Annotated in this window: 15 protein-coding genes and 1 pseudogene; 7 read left to right on the top strand and 9 right to left on the bottom strand. The window is 71.6% G+C overall.

The window, feature by feature from the left end:
* The first annotated feature begins 73 nt into the window (after positions 1-73).
* A complete protein-coding gene (locus tag ACIBTU_RS07735) occupies positions 74-667 on the top strand; it encodes an Imm21 family immunity protein (protein WP_399125045.1) in 594 nt (197 codons plus the stop codon).
* 10 nt (positions 668-677) lie between these two features.
* Here the strand turns inward: ACIBTU_RS07735 and ACIBTU_RS07730 are convergent.
* The 3 genes and pseudogenes from ACIBTU_RS07730 to ACIBTU_RS07720 form a co-directional block, all read right to left on the bottom strand.
* Positions 678-920 (bottom strand): annotated as a pseudogene (locus ACIBTU_RS07730) (kinase); the annotation flags it as partial.
* Between the two features lie 10 nt (positions 921-930).
* Complete coding sequence (locus tag ACIBTU_RS07725; protein WP_399125044.1) at positions 931-1,131, bottom strand: type II toxin-antitoxin system VapB family antitoxin; 201 nt, start codon at positions 1,129-1,131, stop codon at positions 931-933.
* Positions 1,132-1,244: 113 nt separating this feature from the next.
* Complete coding sequence (locus ACIBTU_RS07720; protein WP_399125043.1) at positions 1,245-2,150, bottom strand: LysR family transcriptional regulator; 906 nt, start codon at positions 2,148-2,150, stop codon at positions 1,245-1,247.
* A gap of 58 nt (positions 2,151-2,208) precedes the next feature.
* Here ACIBTU_RS07720 and ACIBTU_RS07715 point away from each other — a divergent pair, with 58 nt between their 5' ends.
* From ACIBTU_RS07715 to ACIBTU_RS07705, 3 genes are all read left to right on the top strand, one after another.
* A complete protein-coding gene (locus tag ACIBTU_RS07715) occupies positions 2,209-3,006 on the top strand; it encodes an NAD(P)-dependent oxidoreductase (RefSeq protein ID WP_399125042.1) in 798 nt (265 codons plus the stop codon).
* 266 nt (positions 3,007-3,272) lie between these two features.
* Entirely contained in the window at positions 3,273-6,680 is a 3,408-nt protein-coding gene (locus tag ACIBTU_RS07710; protein WP_399125041.1) for a protein kinase, read from the top strand.
* A 77-nt stretch (positions 6,681-6,757) separates the two neighbouring features.
* Complete coding sequence (locus ACIBTU_RS07705; RefSeq protein WP_399125040.1) at positions 6,758-7,060, top strand: hypothetical protein; 303 nt, start codon at positions 6,758-6,760, stop codon at positions 7,058-7,060.
* A 107-nt stretch (positions 7,061-7,167) separates the two neighbouring features.
* Here the strand turns inward: ACIBTU_RS07705 and ACIBTU_RS07700 are convergent, their stop codons facing one another.
* On the bottom strand, positions 7,168-8,106 hold the full coding sequence (locus ACIBTU_RS07700) for a GDSL-type esterase/lipase family protein (protein WP_399125039.1): 939 nt from the start codon (positions 8,104-8,106) through the stop codon (positions 7,168-7,170).
* A gap of 222 nt (positions 8,107-8,328) precedes the next feature.
* Here ACIBTU_RS07700 and ACIBTU_RS07695 point away from each other — a divergent pair, with 222 nt between their 5' ends.
* Positions 8,329-9,153 carry a transporter substrate-binding domain-containing protein gene (locus ACIBTU_RS07695; RefSeq protein WP_399125038.1) on the top strand — a complete coding sequence of 275 codons (825 nt, stop codon included), beginning with the start codon at positions 8,329-8,331 and terminating at the stop codon, positions 9,151-9,153.
* Between the two features lie 76 nt (positions 9,154-9,229).
* Here the strand turns inward: ACIBTU_RS07695 and ACIBTU_RS07690 are convergent, their stop codons facing one another.
* Complete coding sequence (locus ACIBTU_RS07690; protein ID WP_399125037.1) at positions 9,230-9,808, bottom strand: DUF5655 domain-containing protein; 579 nt, start codon at positions 9,806-9,808, stop codon at positions 9,230-9,232.
* Between the two features lie 86 nt (positions 9,809-9,894).
* On the opposite strand from ACIBTU_RS07690, the gene ACIBTU_RS07685 reads away from it, so the two are divergent.
* Positions 9,895-10,557: an ADP-ribosyltransferase gene (locus tag ACIBTU_RS07685; RefSeq protein ID WP_399125036.1), complete on the top strand. Its 663-nt coding sequence runs from the start codon at positions 9,895-9,897 to the stop codon at positions 10,555-10,557.
* On the opposite strand, the gene ACIBTU_RS07680 is transcribed toward ACIBTU_RS07685, so the two are convergent.
* Positions 10,538-11,443, bottom strand: a complete 906-nt coding sequence (locus ACIBTU_RS07680) for a S41 family peptidase (protein WP_399125035.1) — start codon at positions 11,441-11,443, stop codon at positions 10,538-10,540. The genes ACIBTU_RS07685 and ACIBTU_RS07680 overlap by 20 nt on opposite strands.
* A 57-nt stretch (positions 11,444-11,500) precedes the next feature.
* Between ACIBTU_RS07680 and ACIBTU_RS07675 the strand changes: the two genes are divergently transcribed.
* A complete protein-coding gene (locus ACIBTU_RS07675; RefSeq protein ID WP_399125034.1) occupies positions 11,501-12,043 on the top strand; it encodes an ArsR/SmtB family transcription factor in 543 nt (180 codons plus the stop codon).
* 15 nt (positions 12,044-12,058) lie between these two features.
* Here ACIBTU_RS07675 and ACIBTU_RS07670 read toward each other — a convergent pair whose 3' ends face one another.
* The 3 genes from ACIBTU_RS07670 to ACIBTU_RS07660 all read right to left on the bottom strand — a co-directional run bounded on the left by ACIBTU_RS07670 (position 12,059) and on the right by ACIBTU_RS07660 (position 15,059).
* The gene (locus ACIBTU_RS07670; protein ID WP_399125033.1) at positions 12,059-12,790 is read right to left on the bottom strand and encodes a dienelactone hydrolase family protein; all 732 of its coding nucleotides are present in this window, start codon (positions 12,788-12,790) and stop codon (positions 12,059-12,061) included.
* A gap of 35 nt (positions 12,791-12,825) precedes the next feature.
* Positions 12,826-13,599, bottom strand: coding sequence for a glycosyltransferase family 2 protein (locus tag ACIBTU_RS07665; protein ID WP_399125032.1), 774 nt, complete (start codon positions 13,597-13,599; stop codon positions 12,826-12,828).
* 125 nt (positions 13,600-13,724) lie between these two features.
* Positions 13,725-15,059, bottom strand: a complete 1,335-nt coding sequence (locus ACIBTU_RS07660) for an ABC transporter substrate-binding protein (RefSeq protein ID WP_399125031.1) — start codon at positions 15,057-15,059, stop codon at positions 13,725-13,727.
* Between the last annotated feature and the right edge of the window lie 12 nt (positions 15,060-15,071).

The following is a 15,071-nucleotide window of genomic DNA, read 5'->3' as shown; positions in this document are numbered from 1 at the left end:
GTCGCCGCGGGGGCTGCGCCGCGCGCCGAGGGGCGACGCGAGCGTTGTCAGTGGGCAAGGGCACACTGACGGCATGAGTGCCTCCGAGTCCACCGCGGTCGACCTGCCCCACACCACCCGTGCCTGGGTGGAGTCGATGGGCGGCCCCTTGATCGTCATTCCCGTTTCCGCGCTGGCCTCATGGCGCGGATGCACGGAGAGTGGGGTCACGGCGGGAGGCGCCACCGCTCCGGACGACTACGACCGGGCCTGTGCGCTGGACGAGCCGGCCGGAGTGATCGCCATCGGCGAGAACGGTGCGCAGGCACTGGTGTTTGGGGACGAACCGGCCTCCAGCCGCTATCTGCCCGAGCACCGAGCCTTCCTGCGGTGGCTGGCCGCCGATTCCAAGGCTGGACTTATGGCCGCAGCGGAGGCCGTCCTCTCGGATCCGGGCACGGAGTGGGAGGACTGCGGTACGTGGACGTCGGACGGTCCGGCCGTGCTCAGGGACTCCGCCGAGGCGGGCTCCGAACTGGGCATCGAGTATCCCAATGGCGGGATGCCCGCCCAGGCGCCGGTCCCGCTGCCCGGCGGCCGCTGGAAGGTCCGGGTCACGCACACCGAGGTCGACGAACGGAACTGGGTCGGTCTGGTCCAGCTCCTTCCTACAGCTGAGCCATCGTGACGCCGGGCTCGATGCCCTCGACGACGACGTGGAAGCCGCTGTCCAGGGCGTAGCGGGCGGTGAGGTCGATGAGTCCGATGTTCGCGCCGCCGGGCCGGTCGCGTTCACGCAGGACGATGCGGCGCAGGTTGTCCTGCCCGACGATCGCGAGGTTGCGGCCGAAGCGCTCGCGCAGGCCGGCGGCCACGGACGACTTCCCCGAGGCACTGTTGCCCCGGAGCACGACCAGACGCGTTTCCTCGGTTCCTGCCACGGCAGGGCCTTCAGCCTTGCGGGTCCTGGGGTTTGACGTCGACCTCGTGCAGGCTTCGGTCCTTGAGTTCGGTGCGAGCCTCCGTGCGGTGGCCGCGGGCGATGTAGTCCCGCACGATCGCCTCGACAGCGTCCTGAGGAGAGCCGATCCCGGCAAGGACCATTACCTCCACCACGAGTTCGGCGTCGAGACTGATATTGACCTTGGCCACCGTGCCCCCTGATCGCGTCGCCTGCCGGCACTCTAGTCGCCGCGACTCTCCGGGGCCCGGTATCGGGTGGATCCAGGCGGCGGCCGGGTCGACCTCGTACACCACAGCTGGAATCAAGGAAGTTGGGCTTGCAGCTCTTCGGCCGTCTCTCGGAGCAACGCCAGGAACGCCGTGGCCGCAGCCGTCGGCGCCCCCGGCGCGGCCGCGCAGATACGGCGGTACGGCACGTCGTCCGGGTGGATCGTGACGAGCGCGACGTCCGGGCGTACGGAGGCCGCCGCGAGCGCCGGGACGAGCGTCACGCCCAGCCCCGCCGCCACCGCGCCCAGCTTGGCGATCCAGTCGAGGGCGAGCAGCCCGGTGCGCGGGCGGAAGCCGGCCGTGACCGCGGGGCGGAAGAGGGTGTCCTCCAGCCGCTCATTGCTGACGATCCACTCCTCCCCGGCCAGGTCCGACAGGCGTACGTTCCGCTGTCCCGCGTACGGATGGCCCAGTTCCAGGGCCACGAGCATCGGCTCGTCCAGGAGGTGATGGAGCATCACTCCGGTCGGCGGGGCGGCGTCGACCGCCGGGCTGACGACCGCCAGGTCCTCCTCTCCGGCCGCGAGCAGCCCCAGGTGCTTCACCGACGGGCCCTCCACCCGGGTCACCGTCACTCCCGGATGCCGCTTCCGGAACGCAGCCTGGGCGCGCGGGACGAGCGCGGCGGCCGCGCTGGAGAACGCGCCGAGCCGGAGCAGGCCGCCGTCCAGCGTGCGCAGCGCGGTCAGTTCGGCGCGTGCGGCGGCGAGCCGGTCACGTACCGCCTCGGCGTGCGGCAGCAGGACCCGGCCCGCTTCGGTCAGCCGCACCCCTCGCGGCAGCCGCTCGAACAGTTCGGCTCCCCAGTCCTCCTCAAGTGACCGCACCTGGCGGGAGATCGCGGACTGGGTGTAGCCGAGCGACTGGGCGGCGGAGGTGAAGGACCCGGTGCGGGCGACGGCGAGGAACGCCTCGTACAAGCCATGCGTGACGAGCATGAGAGTCATGCTAGACAGTCGCTTGTCGCATGAGTAGGCCGGATCTAGCGTCGACGCCATGGACACCACCTCGCAGAAGATCGCCTTCCTCGGCCTCGGCTCCATGGGCCGGCCCATGGCCCGCCGCCTCCTCGACGCCGGGCACCCACTCACCGTCTGGAACCGCACCGCCGCCAAGGCCGCGCCGCTCGTCGAAGCCGGCGCCACTCTCGCCGCGAACCCCGCCGACGCCGTCCGGGACGCCGACGTCGTGATCACGATGCTGGCCGACCCGGCAGCCGCCCGAGCGGTCGCCCACGAGATGGTCCCGGCCCTGCGTCCCGGCACGCACTGGATCGACACCTCCACCATCGGCCCGGACGCCGGCCGCGAACTGGCTGCCATGCTCCCGGAGGGCGTCACCCTGACCGACGCGCCCGTCATGGGGAGCGTCGACCGCGCCGCCACCGGCGACCTGCTGATCCTGGCGGGCGGCGACACCACACCGGTCGCGGAGATCCTCGCCCGGCTGGGCACGGTCACCCCTTGCGGCGGCCCCGGCGCCGGCGCCGCCCTCAAACTGGTCCTCATCAGCGCGGCGATCGCGGGCGTCGCCGCGGTCGCCGAGAGCCTCACCCTCGCCCAGTCCCTCGGCCTGCCCCGCGAGCTGACGCTGCGCACCCTCGGCGCGGGCCCCCTCGGCGGTGCGGTCGGCCGGGTCCTCGCCACCGGCTCCCACTTCCCCGTGGCGCTCGCCGCCAAGGACGTGGCCCTGGCCACCACGAACGCCGAACTGCCCCTCCTGGAAACGGTCCACCGCTTCCTGCTCACGGACCCGTCCCTGCTCACCGAGGACCTGGCCGCGGTCGCCCGCTAAAGGGCGCCCCGCACGGCCCTCTCCGAGGCACCCCCCGGAGCCGACCTCGGAACTCCGGGTGCCCTACCAGGTCGGCGATCAGCGCTTCGCCACCGGCAACCACCGTTCCACGCCCGGGAGTTCACCGCGCACCGGACAGCCGCTCCCCGGCCGTCGACGCGCATCCGGACGACGTCACATACTGGTCCTCGCTCCCCTGTGGCAACGAGATCTTCGGCGTCCGGGGCCCGGGGGGGCAGCCGGTCGTCTGCAACGGGGGTACCGCAGTGAACGCACCTTCGTCGTCCGCCGCCTGGTCGGTCGACGACATCGTCGACGGCCGGTACCGGGTGGTCGGTGAGCTGGGCCGGGGCGGGATGGGTGTCGTGCACCGGGTGCGGCACCTGGCCTGGGGCATCGACATGGCGGTGAAGAGTCCGCGCCCCGACCTGTTCGACGGACCTGGCGATCAGGAGCTGTTCGTCAGGGAGGCCGAGGCCTGGGTGTCTCTCGGGCTGCATCCGAACGTCTGCGCCTGCCACTACGTACGGATGGTGGAGGGCACCCCGCGGGTGTTCGCCGAGTTCGTCGAGGGCGGCAGTCTCGCCGAGTGGATCCGCGACGGGCGGCTCTACGCCGGGGACGCACGGCAGGTCGTCGCCCGGGTCCTGGACACGGCGGTCCAGACGGCCCGCGGGCTCGAGCACGCCCACCGCAGGGGCCTCGTGCACCAGGACGTGAAGCCGGCCAACGTCCTGCTCGACGGTGACGGGACCGCGAAGATCACCGACTTCGGTCTCGCCCGGTCGAAGGGCGCCGTGGTCCCGAGGGGCTCCGAATCGGCCCCGGGCGTCAGCGTGTTGGTGCCGTGGGGCGGCATGACGACCACCTACGCGTCTCCGGAGCAGCTCGCGGGTGACAGCGTGGGGCGGCGCAGCGACGTGTACAGCTTCGCGGTCTCGTTGCTGGAGATGATCACCGGCCGCGCGTGCTGGTCGGCGGGCCCGGTCGCCGGTCTGGCACTGGAGGAGTATCTCGGCGCCGCCGCGAACCCGGTCGCCGCGCCGCCGGAACTCGCCCACCTGCTGCGCCGCTGCCTGCGGCAGTCCCCCGGCCGTCGGCCGCCCTCGATGGCGGACATCGCCGACGTGCTGACCGGGATCTACGAACAGGAGACCGGCTCGGCGTATCCGCGTCCCGCACCGAAGGCGGCCGATCTCCGCGCCGACGAGCTCAACAACCGAGGACTGTCGCTCCTCGACCTGGACCGGGTCGCCGACGCCGAGCAGGCCTTCGCCGAGGCGCTCGCGGTCGATCCGCACCACGTCGGCGCCGTGTACAACGCGGGCTTGCTGAGCTGGCGGACGGGGGCGATCACCGATGGGGAACTCGTCGGCCGGCTGGAGGCGCTGCCGCAGGACACCGACGCCTCCTGGCACACACGCCTGCATCTCGCCCGCGTCCACCTCGAACGCGGGGACACCCGCGCGGCCCGCGCGCTGCTCGACGTACTCGCGCGCGAACGGCCCGACGACGCGGAGGTCCGGGCGGCGGCGCGGGCCGGGGCCGACGGGAGCGTGACCGAGGCCCGCCGCATCGAGACCCGCGCGCTGGGCGAGCCGTTCCGGCTGACACCGCCGGTGGACCTCCTGGCCCGGCACGTGGTCTCCGGACATCTGCCGATCCGTTTCAGTCCTGACGGGCGGCTCGCGCTGAGCGGCCACTGGGACGGCGGTCTCCGCCTGTGGGACACGGCCACCGGGACGTCACGTCCCGCACTCATGAACGGCGGCGCGGAGCTGATCGGCGTCGACCTCACTCCCGACGGCTCGTACGCGCTGTCCGTCGAGCAGGGCGGCACGGTGCGGTGGTGGGACGTGGCCGCCCGCCGTTGCGACCGTGTCATCGACGCGGCCGCCGCTCCGAGGGGGTGTCCGGTGCGACTGAGCGCCGACGGGCGGATCGGCGTGTGGATCGGCGCGGACGGGCACGTCCAGGTCTGGGAACCGCGGACCGGGACCTGCCGGTGGTCGCTGGGGGCCGCGGTCGACGGGTCGTTGGACGGTTCGCGGTACGAGGTCAGCCCCGACGGGCGTCACGTGCTCACCGGCGAGGAGGACGGGGCACGTCTGTGGAGCGTGGCCGACGGCCGGTGCCGTGCGCTGCCGGCCGGCTCCCCGTCGTCCTCGATGTGTTTCGGTCCCGACGGACGCCTCGCCGTGGTCGCCTCCGACGACGGGACGATCCGGGTGTGGGACGTGGCGGACGGCCGGCTGGTCCGCACCCTGACCGGCCCCACCACCGCCGCCCTTCACCTGGCGCTCGGACCCGGCGGACGGCGACTGCTGTCGGGCTCGAGCGCCGAGCACACCGTCCGGGTCTGGGACGTGAGCAGCGGCCGGTGTCTGCGGACCTTCTCGGCGGGCCGCCACGGCATGCGTCACCTCGGGTTCCCGGACGCCGACGACCGGTTCGGCTTCTCTGTCGGCAACCACCCCGAACTGGCCACGCGCCGCTGGCGGCTGCCCGACGCCCGGTACACCGCCGAGCCCCACGTGGTCGAGCCGCGCGAGTACGCCGAGGTCAGCGGGCTCGGCGGGCGGGCGAAAGGCCTGCTCGCCGAGGCCCGCCGAGAGATGTCGGTCGGGCGCCACCGGTCCGCCCTCGGTCTGCTGACCCGGGCCCGGGCGATCCCCGGCTACGAAAGGGCGCCCCAGGTCCTGGCCGCCTGGCGAGAACTGGGCCGATCGGCCCGCCACGTGTCGCTCCGCGCCGCATGGTCACGACCGCTCGACGCCGGGCCACTACCCTACGGGGCCGTCACCGGGATCGGCCTGGCCGCGAACGCCCGGCTCGCCGTCAGCGGCCAGAGCGACGGAACCCTCCGCGTATGGGACCTCGACAGCGGTGAGTGGACCCGGGTCGTCGACGACCACCCGAGCCGCGCCGCCGAGGTGGCGCTGAGCGACGACGGCCGCTACCTGCTCTGCTACGGCACCAAACCGCACGCGATCACCCGCGTGCGGCTGGACGGAACAGGGCGTCATCAGGTGACCCCGCACTGGGACCTGACGCGGACCGTGCTGTTCACGGGCGACGGGCGGCACGCCCTGCTCGGCAGCGGAGAGGGCGCCGTCCGCCGGTGGGACCTGGAGGAGGACCGCTGCGTGTCGACCGTCGGGCCCGCCGGCCCGGTCAACGTGATCTCACCGTCCGCCGACGGCCGTCTCGCGGCGATCGGCGACAGCACCGGCGTGGTCGGTCTGTGGGACCTCGTCGCCGGACGACGGCTGCGCACCTGGAAAGGCCCGCGGGAACCGATCCTGTCCGCGTGCCTCAGCGCCGACGGCCGTCTCGCCCTGTCCACGCACATGGTCATGTCCTCCGGCGCGGGCGACGAGCCGATCCGGCTGTGGGACGCCGGGAGCGGGCGGTGCGTACGCGAGTTCGCGGGGCACGTGGGCTGGGTGTCCGCCGTGCGGTTCACGCCCGACGCCCGGTTCGCGTTCTCCGCGGGCCACGACCGCACGGTACGGATGTGGGAGGTCGCGAGCGGACGCTGCCTCCACATCCTCGAGGGGCACCGGGAGTACGTCAGACATCTCGAAATCACCCCGGATCTACGGAACTTGGTGACGGCGGGCGACGACGGCATCCGGCTGTGGCAGCTCGACTGGGAGCTGGCGGCCGAGTGAGTGACAGTGCCGACGTGCAGGATGGGGAACATGGTGACGATCCAGGAAGCACACCGAACTTCGCGAAGATCAGCCGGATGACCGCCGTCGCGACGACCGCCCCGGACCCGTCCACGTACAACAGCCGCCTCGTGGCGGTCGGCCGTGCGCTGTTCGCGAAGCTGATCGACCACCCGACGCTCACGCTCGTCGAACTGCCCGACGGACTCGGCGTCTGCCTCGTGCACGCCGCCCGTGGCGGCGGCAAGATCTACGTCGCCCCCGACGAGACCGTGCTGTTCGTCGGCTCGGCCGTCACCCACGAGGCCGGGCTCGGCGCGTTCCGCGACGGCATGCGCACCCCGCTCGAGAAGTTCGGCATCGAGGCAAGCACCCCTTGACACTGGTTCGCCCTGCTGACCGTCGCGTCGCAACTCGCGGGGCAGCAGCGCTTCCCCGCACCGCAAAGGCGCTACAGCCCCGAGACGACGGTCCACCGGCGCTTGAGTCAGCAGTAGCCGGCACTCAGCACGCGGTAGAGCTCCTTGTGGCCTTCGGCGTTGGGGTGCAGGCCGTCGACGAAGAGGTGCGGCTGGTCGCGGAGCGGCTCCCACAGGTCGAGGTAATCGATGTGGCGGTCCTCGCACCAGGTCTTCAGGGTGGCGCGCAGCGTGCGTGCCCGCTCCACGGTGAAGCGTAGGCCCTCGAAATCGCCGGTCCGCGACTCGTCCAGCCAGGCCGGTCCGACGACGACCATGCGCGCGTTGTATCGCTGGGCCGTGGCCGCCAGCGAGTCGAGGTGGCCAGAGATGTGGGGCAGCGCGTCGCCGTCGGTGGCCGATGCCGCGAGCGGTACGGCGGAGTCGTTGATCCCCGCCGCCACGACGAGCGTGTCCGGGTGGCGGGGAGCCAGGAGCGGCGGTGTCTGCTCGCTGACATCCGCCAGGGTGCTGCCGGGGACGGCCAGGTTGAAGACGCGGTGCGAGGTCTCGTCGGACGCGATGTGCGCCGCCGCCAGCTGGCCGGCCCAACCGCCCTGGGGGTCGCAGCGCCCGTACGCGATGCTGTCGCCGACGATCACGATGCGGGCGGCCGAGCACAGCGGCCTCGCGTCCAGGTAGGCCCAGGCCGTCTCCCCCGAGGTGAGGAGCACGCGCCGTCGCACGTAGTCGTCCACCTCGTAGTCGTCGGCTGCGGCCAGTTCCTGGTCGGTCAGGCGCAGGACGGCGCCCTCGACCGTGCTGCCGATCCTGCGCTCCAGGGTGAGGTGCACGTCCTGGCCGCTCGTGGCGATCACGGACGCGTCGGTGATCGCCAGGGGCCTGGTCGCGTGACCGGCCAGGGAGGACGCGGTCGTCGGTACGGCGCGGCCGAAGAGCGACGTCTGGACGCGCCGGTCCAGCAGCGTGCCGAAGGAGAACAGGGTGTGGGGGCGGGACTCGGTCACGGTGCCGTAAGGCCTTTCACTGGGAATGATCGATTCACCCTAACGGCTCACCGGGCCGGGCTCGTGGGCGAGGACCACGAGTTGGGCATCCGTCGGACGGGACCGCACGGCTTCCGCGCGGGGTTCAACTGAAGGAACGCGTCTGCGAAGGTGATCCGGCCTGCCATCCCGTAGCCGCCCGGGCGTGCCAGTCGCCCGGGCACCTGAGAAGGAGCCGCCCTGATGAAGCGAGCCGCCGCCCTGTCCGCCCTGGCCTGCGTCCTCTCACTCACCGCCGCCGCGCCCGCGTCACCCGGTACGGCTCGCGGCACCGGTCACCCGCACGGCACGCTCCTGGACTCCGTACCGCGGACCGGTGTGCTCAGGGTGTGCACCACCGGCGACTACCGGCCTTTCACTCACCTCGACCCCGCCGACGGAACCTACAGCGGTGTCGACATCAAGATGGCGGAGGGTCTGGCGAAGAGCCTCGACGCCAAGACCCGTTACGTGGCGACCACTTGGGCGAACGTCACGAAGGACGTGGCGGCCGGCCGCTGCGACATCGCGGTCGGCGGCGTCTCCATCACCCTGCCCCGTGCCCGTCAGGTCTCCTTCAGCGAACCGACCCGGCAGGACGGCAAGACGCCGATCGTGCGCTGCGCCGACAAGGAGAAGTTCGGTGCGGGCACGCTGAAGGACATCGACCGGGCGGGCACGACGGTCGTCGTGAACCCCGGCGGCACGAACGAGCAGTTCGCCCGGGCGAACATCCATCAGGCCACCATCAAGCTGCACCCCGAGAACACGACGATCTTCCAGGAGATCATCGAAGGCCGCGCGGACGTGATGATGACGGACGCGAGCGAGACGCTCTACCAGTCCAAGATCCACCCCGAGCTGTGCTCCCTCCACCCGGACCGGCCCTTCACCTTCTCCGAGAAGGCGTACGCACTGCCGCGCGGCGACTACCAGTTCAGGGAGTACGTGGACCAGTTCGTCCATCTCGCGACGCACGACGGCACGTACGCGGCCTACGAGGAGGAGTGGATGGGCAGCGGGGTCTGACCCGTCTCGCCCCTTGCTGCGGCTCGGGGCGGAGTTCCGCGTGCGCGAGGTAACTCAGGTCGACGGGGGAGCGCGCTCAGATGTTGGCGTCATACGCCCGGCGCAGCGTCGCCGCGAACTCCTCGTCCACCTGGCCGACTTCCTGGAGGGCGATGCGCAACGCCATGTCGTCGCCGAACCCCTTCGCCTCCAGCAGCCTTCCGCCCGCCGCCTCCTCGGGCAGCCGCAGTCCGACGTCGAGCCGGGTGCGCGTGGTCGGTCGCACGCGGGCGAAGGTGCGCCGGGGTCCGACGAGCGCCACGAACGTCTTGCGTGCCTGCAGGGCCACTTCCGGCAGCTCCACGGCGCGCAGCAGGACCGCGTCGAGGACCGGCCGGAGCGCGGGTCGGTCGGCGTACTGTCCGTCGATCAGGTCGTCCGCGCTCTGCCGCAGGAAGTCCGGGTACCCGAAGGCCTCGTGCACCAGCAGCATCTGCGCGTACCCGCGCACTCCTTGCCGCTCCAGCCACTCCCGCAGCTCCGGCTCGCTCCCGGGTGCCCGTCCCCGGATCCGGTCCGTCCACACGTCCAGTGCCTCGCCCGTTCCCCTCTCCAGCAGCTCGATCTGCCACGCGCGCATCTCCTGCCAGGATTTGACCTGCGGCTTCTCGACCATGGATCCCAGCCTACGGCGGCCGCGCGGACGCGCCCACTTTCGAGTGGCACCCCCGCGCGACGCGGCACACTCGCGATGATCTTCGGGTGATCAAGAACCCTCTGTCAGGCAAGTCCGCCGCTCTCCTCGGCGTCCTCGTGAGCCTGGCCGCCGCCTCGTCCTCCGCAGCCCCGACCGCCACCGCGGCCGCGACACTCCCTCGCGCCACGGTCCTTGCCGCCGCCGCACCCGCGTGCCCCGTGGTCGAGGACAAGCTGTACGCGGCGGTCGTCCGTCCCGTCCCGCTGGAGAAGATCACCCCTGAGCCGGTCTTCCGCAAGGACTGCAAGACGCTCTACCGTGCCGACGGGCGCGCCCCCGACAGCATCTTCAAGGAAGGCTTCCGCCCCAGGGACACCGTCAACGGCCAGTACGACCTGGAGAAGTACGTGCTGGCGAACCAGCCGTCGCCGTTCGTCTCCACCACCTATGACCACGACCTGTACAAGACATGGGCGAAGTGGCTGAAGCCCGGCGCGTACAACTACTACATCGACGCGCCCAACGGCATCGACGTCAACCGCACCATCGGCGACACCCACAAGTACGCGGACCAGGTCGAGGTCGCCTTCCCCGGCGGGGTCGCGTCGCGGTTCATCATCGGGGCCTGTCCGATCGACAAGCAGACCCGCACCGAGATCATGTCCGGATGCGAGAGCAACCCGGCCTATCAGCCCGCGACCACGCAGGTCATTCCTTCAGCCGGGTGAGGGCCAGGGCGTGGGCGTGGTCCAGGGCGTCCGTTGCGGTGCAGGGGACGTCGGGCCGCACGCCGGTGCCTTCCCAGTTCGTCCCGGAGACGGGGTTGACGGCGCGGCCGACCGGGATCGTGGCTTCCAGGTGGGGGTGCAGGGTCCAGCCGTTGCAGGGGTGGGCGCCGCCGCGGGTGGGCTCGCCGACGACGGTGGCGCGGCCGAGCTGCTGCAGGTCGTAGGCGAGCTCTTCGGCAGCGGAGAAGGTGGTGTCGCTGGTCAGCACGTACAGGGGCTTGGTGCCGCCGAAGCGGGCGCCGGGGACGTGCGGCTGGGTCCAGGACTGCTCGCGGCGCTCACCCTCGCGCCAGTACATGGTGTTGAGGTGGGTGCGCTCGTCGAGGAGGTGGCTGCAGACGAAGGCGACGGTGTCGGGGTCGCCGCCGCGGTTGGCGCGGAGGTCCAGGATCAGGGCCTGCGCGCGGGAGGTCAGGGTGAGCGCGGCGGTCAGCGGTTCGGCGGCCCAGTCCAGGGGGAACAGCATCGGCGCCAGCTCCAGCACGGCGACGCCGCCGTCGAGCAACTGCACGCGGGGCGCGCCGCCCAGGGAGGTGTCGAACTCCCGCCGCATGGCGTCCAGGGTGGCCGCGCCCTTCTTCGGGCGGATCGGGTCGGTGTGATGCTTCAGTCGCAGGTGCCGGTCGTTGTTGACGGACTGCAGGTCCGCCGTGACGAGGCGGGCGAGCTGCTCGGCGTCGTCGACGTCGTAGGCGCCTTCGGCGAGGCGTCGGCGCAGCAGGCCGGTGACCTGTTCGGCTGTCTCGGGGAAGACGTAGTGGTCGGTCAGCAGCCGGATCGTCTCGTCGATGACCGGGGCCGGCGCGAGCTTCGTCGGGGTCGTCATGGCAAGGAGTAGAGCACCGCCCTTGCGAAAGCGTCAACGAGTTTAGACACTTTCGGTATGCGAGATCAGACTCCCCCTCCGCCGCCACCTCAGGACGTCCTGGAGATCGGAGCGCCCGAGCAATTCGCCGCGCTCGCCCACCCGTTGCGCCAGCGGTTGCTGTTCGCGCTCGGCCAGCGGCCCGCCACCATCAGCCGGCTCGCGGTGCAGCTCGACGCGAAGAAGGGCAACGTGGCCCACCACCTCAAGGTGCTCCGCGAAGCCGGGCTGGTCCACGTCGCCGAGACCCGCCAGGTCCGCGGCGGCACCGAGCAGTACTACCAGCGCACGGCCCGCCAGATGGTCGTCGCCGAACCTCAGGCGGCGGGCACCGCCGCGATGTTCACCGCGGTCGCCCAGGAGTTGGACCGCTCCCCCGTCGAACCCCACCTGACGCTGCGCCACCTGCGTCTCGGCCCCGCGCAGGCGCGAGAACTCGGCGAGACGCTCACCAGGCTGGTCGACGAGACCGAGGAGGACGCGGAGGACCAACCCGTGCACGGTGTGCTGGTGGCGCTCTACCAGCAGGCCCTGCCGGGCACCCCCGCGGATCGAACCTGAACCCTGCGGGCCGTGTCAGCCGAGGTGCCGGGCGAAGAAGCTCAGCGTGCTCTCCAGCTCGAACGCCGGGACCTCCCCGTGCAGGCCGGGGTTCGCGTGCAGGGTCTTCTCGGCCGAGCCCAGGGCGTCGAACAGCGCCAGGCTCTGGGCCCGCGGCACCCGCTCGTCGTCCCACTGCACCAGGAACTCCACCGGGACGGTGATCCGGGCGGCGTCCTCGGCCGAGGCCGCCGCCCCGCCCAGGCCCAGTACCGCGGCGCGGACCCGGGGCTCGGCGGCGACGAACGGAACACCGAGTCCGCACCCGAGCGAGACTCCCCAGTAGCCCACCGGCCCGGCTCCGACGTGCTCGAGTCGCTGGACCGCGTCCAGGACCGCCCGCCATTCCGGCACGGTCCGGCGGGCCACGAGCGCCTGGAAGCCGGCGATCAGCGGGGCCAGCTCCTCACCGGCCTCCACGCGTGCCTGGTTCTCGGTCGCGAGCCGGTCGTACTCCTCGACCTTCGGCCGGTCGCCATGAGCGGGCACGTCGACCGCCACGACCGCGAACCCGCACTCCGTGACGAAGCGCCGGGCACGGGCCAGAAGGTCCGGGGCCTTCTTGTGCTGACCGCCGCCGTGTCCCATCAGGACGAGCGGACGCGTACCCGCGGCACCTTCCGGCGTCCACAGCACGCCGGGAATCTCGCCGAGGGTGAAGAGCTGTTCACGGACGCCGTCGGACGACGTCTCGGAGATGAAGCGCAAAGTGACGGATGCCTTTCGGGATGCCTCTGCGGGCCTTAGACACGGGCGTTGCTCAGCGACTGCCACACCGCGCCGGCCAGCGCCTTCGTCGCGCGCGGGACCGACAGGCGCTCGTGCTCGCGGTACAGCTCCCAGTTGTACGGGACCAGCGACAGCTTGTTGGAGGACAGCGACCCCGCCTGATGGGCCCGGTACACGGCCAGGGGTTCGGCCAGGCCCCGGGCGTCGGCGCCGTCGCGCATGATCGACAGCCACAGGGCGTAGTCCTGCCGCTTGCGCATCTCCGGCATCAGCCGGGTGCCCAGCACGGTGCGGTCGTACATGGCGGTCAGGGCGCCGATGTGGTCCTTGACCAGCATCGCGCGGTAGTCGGCGTGGGCCCGGGCGCGGATCACGCGCCCGTTCGGGACGAAGTCGGCGGCCTCGCCCGCGTAGTCGGCGTCCATCTTGAAGTACGAGGTGAACGTCAGCGGCGCGCTGCCCTCCGCGGCGAAGGCGAGCTGCCGTTCGGTCTTCTCGGGCAGCCACATGTCGTCGCTGTCGAGGAAGGCGACGTAGTCCCCGCGGGCCCGTTCGATGGCGAGGTTGCGCGCCTTGCCGGCGCCGCCGCGCTCGGGGGCCGAGCGGGGCAGGACACGCTCGTCCTGCCGGGCGAACTCCCGGAGCAGGTCCATGGAGTCGTCGGACGACTGGTCGTCGGTGACGAGGAGCTCCACGTCGCTGTGGGTCTGGGCGAGCACCGACCGGACGGCCGCGCCGAGGGTGGCCGCCGAGTTGTAGACGGGCATCACGACAGACACCAGGGGCACAGCGCTTCTCCTTGCGACAGCAGCCGGAACGACGGCCCATTCAAGCACTGCGACCGAGGAGGGAGCACACCGCGTCCGCGTCCTGGCTCCGGCCGCCCGCCGGGGCTGCCGGAGCACGGCCGCGTCTACTTGTTGACGGTGAATCCCTGGTCGTCGCCGTACTTGACGCTCGCGTCCTGCCAGGCCTTCAGTCCGTCGGAGAGCTTGGTCGGGGAGACGTAGGCCTTGCCGACCGTGTCGTTGAAGACGGAGTTCGCGTAGGCCTGGTACGGGAGGTAGGTCCAGCCGGTGCCGACGTTGCGGGCGGACTCGGCGAAGATCCGGTTGGCCTTCTGGCCGCCGAAGTAGGGGAACTTGGTGTCCAGGAACGCCTGCGATTCCAGGTCGGCGCGGGTCGCGGGGAAGGCGCCGTCGGCGACCCGTGTCGCGGCTCCGGCTCCGGTGGTGGCGAACTCGGCGAAGGCGTAGGCCAGTTCCTTGTTCTTGGCCGCCTTGGGGACGGCGAGCGAGCTGCCGCCGTTCTCGGAGCTCGCGGTGTCGCCCTTGGTCCACTGGGGCAGCGGTGCGACACGCCAGTCGCCGGAGGCGGAGGCGACACCGGAGCTGAAGTTGGCGGGCATCCAGGCACCGACGGAGAGGGTGGCGATGGAGCCGTCGGCCAGCCCCTTGTACCAGGCGTCGCTCCAGGAGGTGATCGGTGCGACGAGCTTCTCGTCGAGGAGTTTCTGCCAGGTGGCGGTGTACTTCTTGGTGCCCGCGTCGCCGAAATCGATGCCGACGTCGATGCCTTCGGCCTTGTAGGGGCGGCCGCCCGCCTGCCAGATCAGGCTGGTGGTGGCGCCGGCGTCGCCGGTGTCGTTGGTGATGAAGAGCTTCGGGTCGGCCTTGTGGAGGGCGCGGGCCGCCGTGACGTACTCGTCCCAGGTGGCGGGGACCTTGATGTGGTGCTGGTCGAAGACCTTCTTGTTGTAGAAGAAGGCCATGGGGCCGGAGTCCATGGGCAGGGCGTAGATGTCCTTGCCCTGGTGGACGGCGTTCCAGGGGCCCGGGGTGAAGCTCTTCGCGTGCCGAGTGGCCCCGTAGGACGCCAGGTTCTCGACGGACTTGCCGATGGTGAACTGGCCGAGGGCGTAGTACTCGACCTGGGCGACGTCGGGGGCGCCCGAGCCGGCGGCCATGGCGTTCTGCAGCGCGGTGTACTGCTTGTCCCCGGTGCCCGCGTTGACCAGCTCCACGTCGACCTTCGGGTACTTCTTCTCGAAGTCCGCGGCGACCTTCTTCAGGGTGGGTTCCCAGGCCCACACGGTCACCTTGCCGCCCTCCTTCAGCGCGGCCGCGACGTCCTTGGGGCCGACGTCTCCCGCCTCGCCGCCGGAGGAGCCGCAGGCGGTGGCGGTGAGGGCGAGGGCGGAGGCCACGGCCAGTGCGCCGAGGAGTCTGCGGGGTGTGCGGATTCTCATGGGTGTGCTCCT

The organism is Streptomyces sp. NPDC050145 (genome assembly GCF_044460245.1).
Taxonomy (GTDB): Bacteria; Actinomycetota; Actinomycetes; order Streptomycetales; family Streptomycetaceae; genus Streptomyces.
The sequence above is the reverse complement of the archived record's forward strand: the minus strand, read 5'-3'. Positions and strand labels throughout refer to the sequence as shown.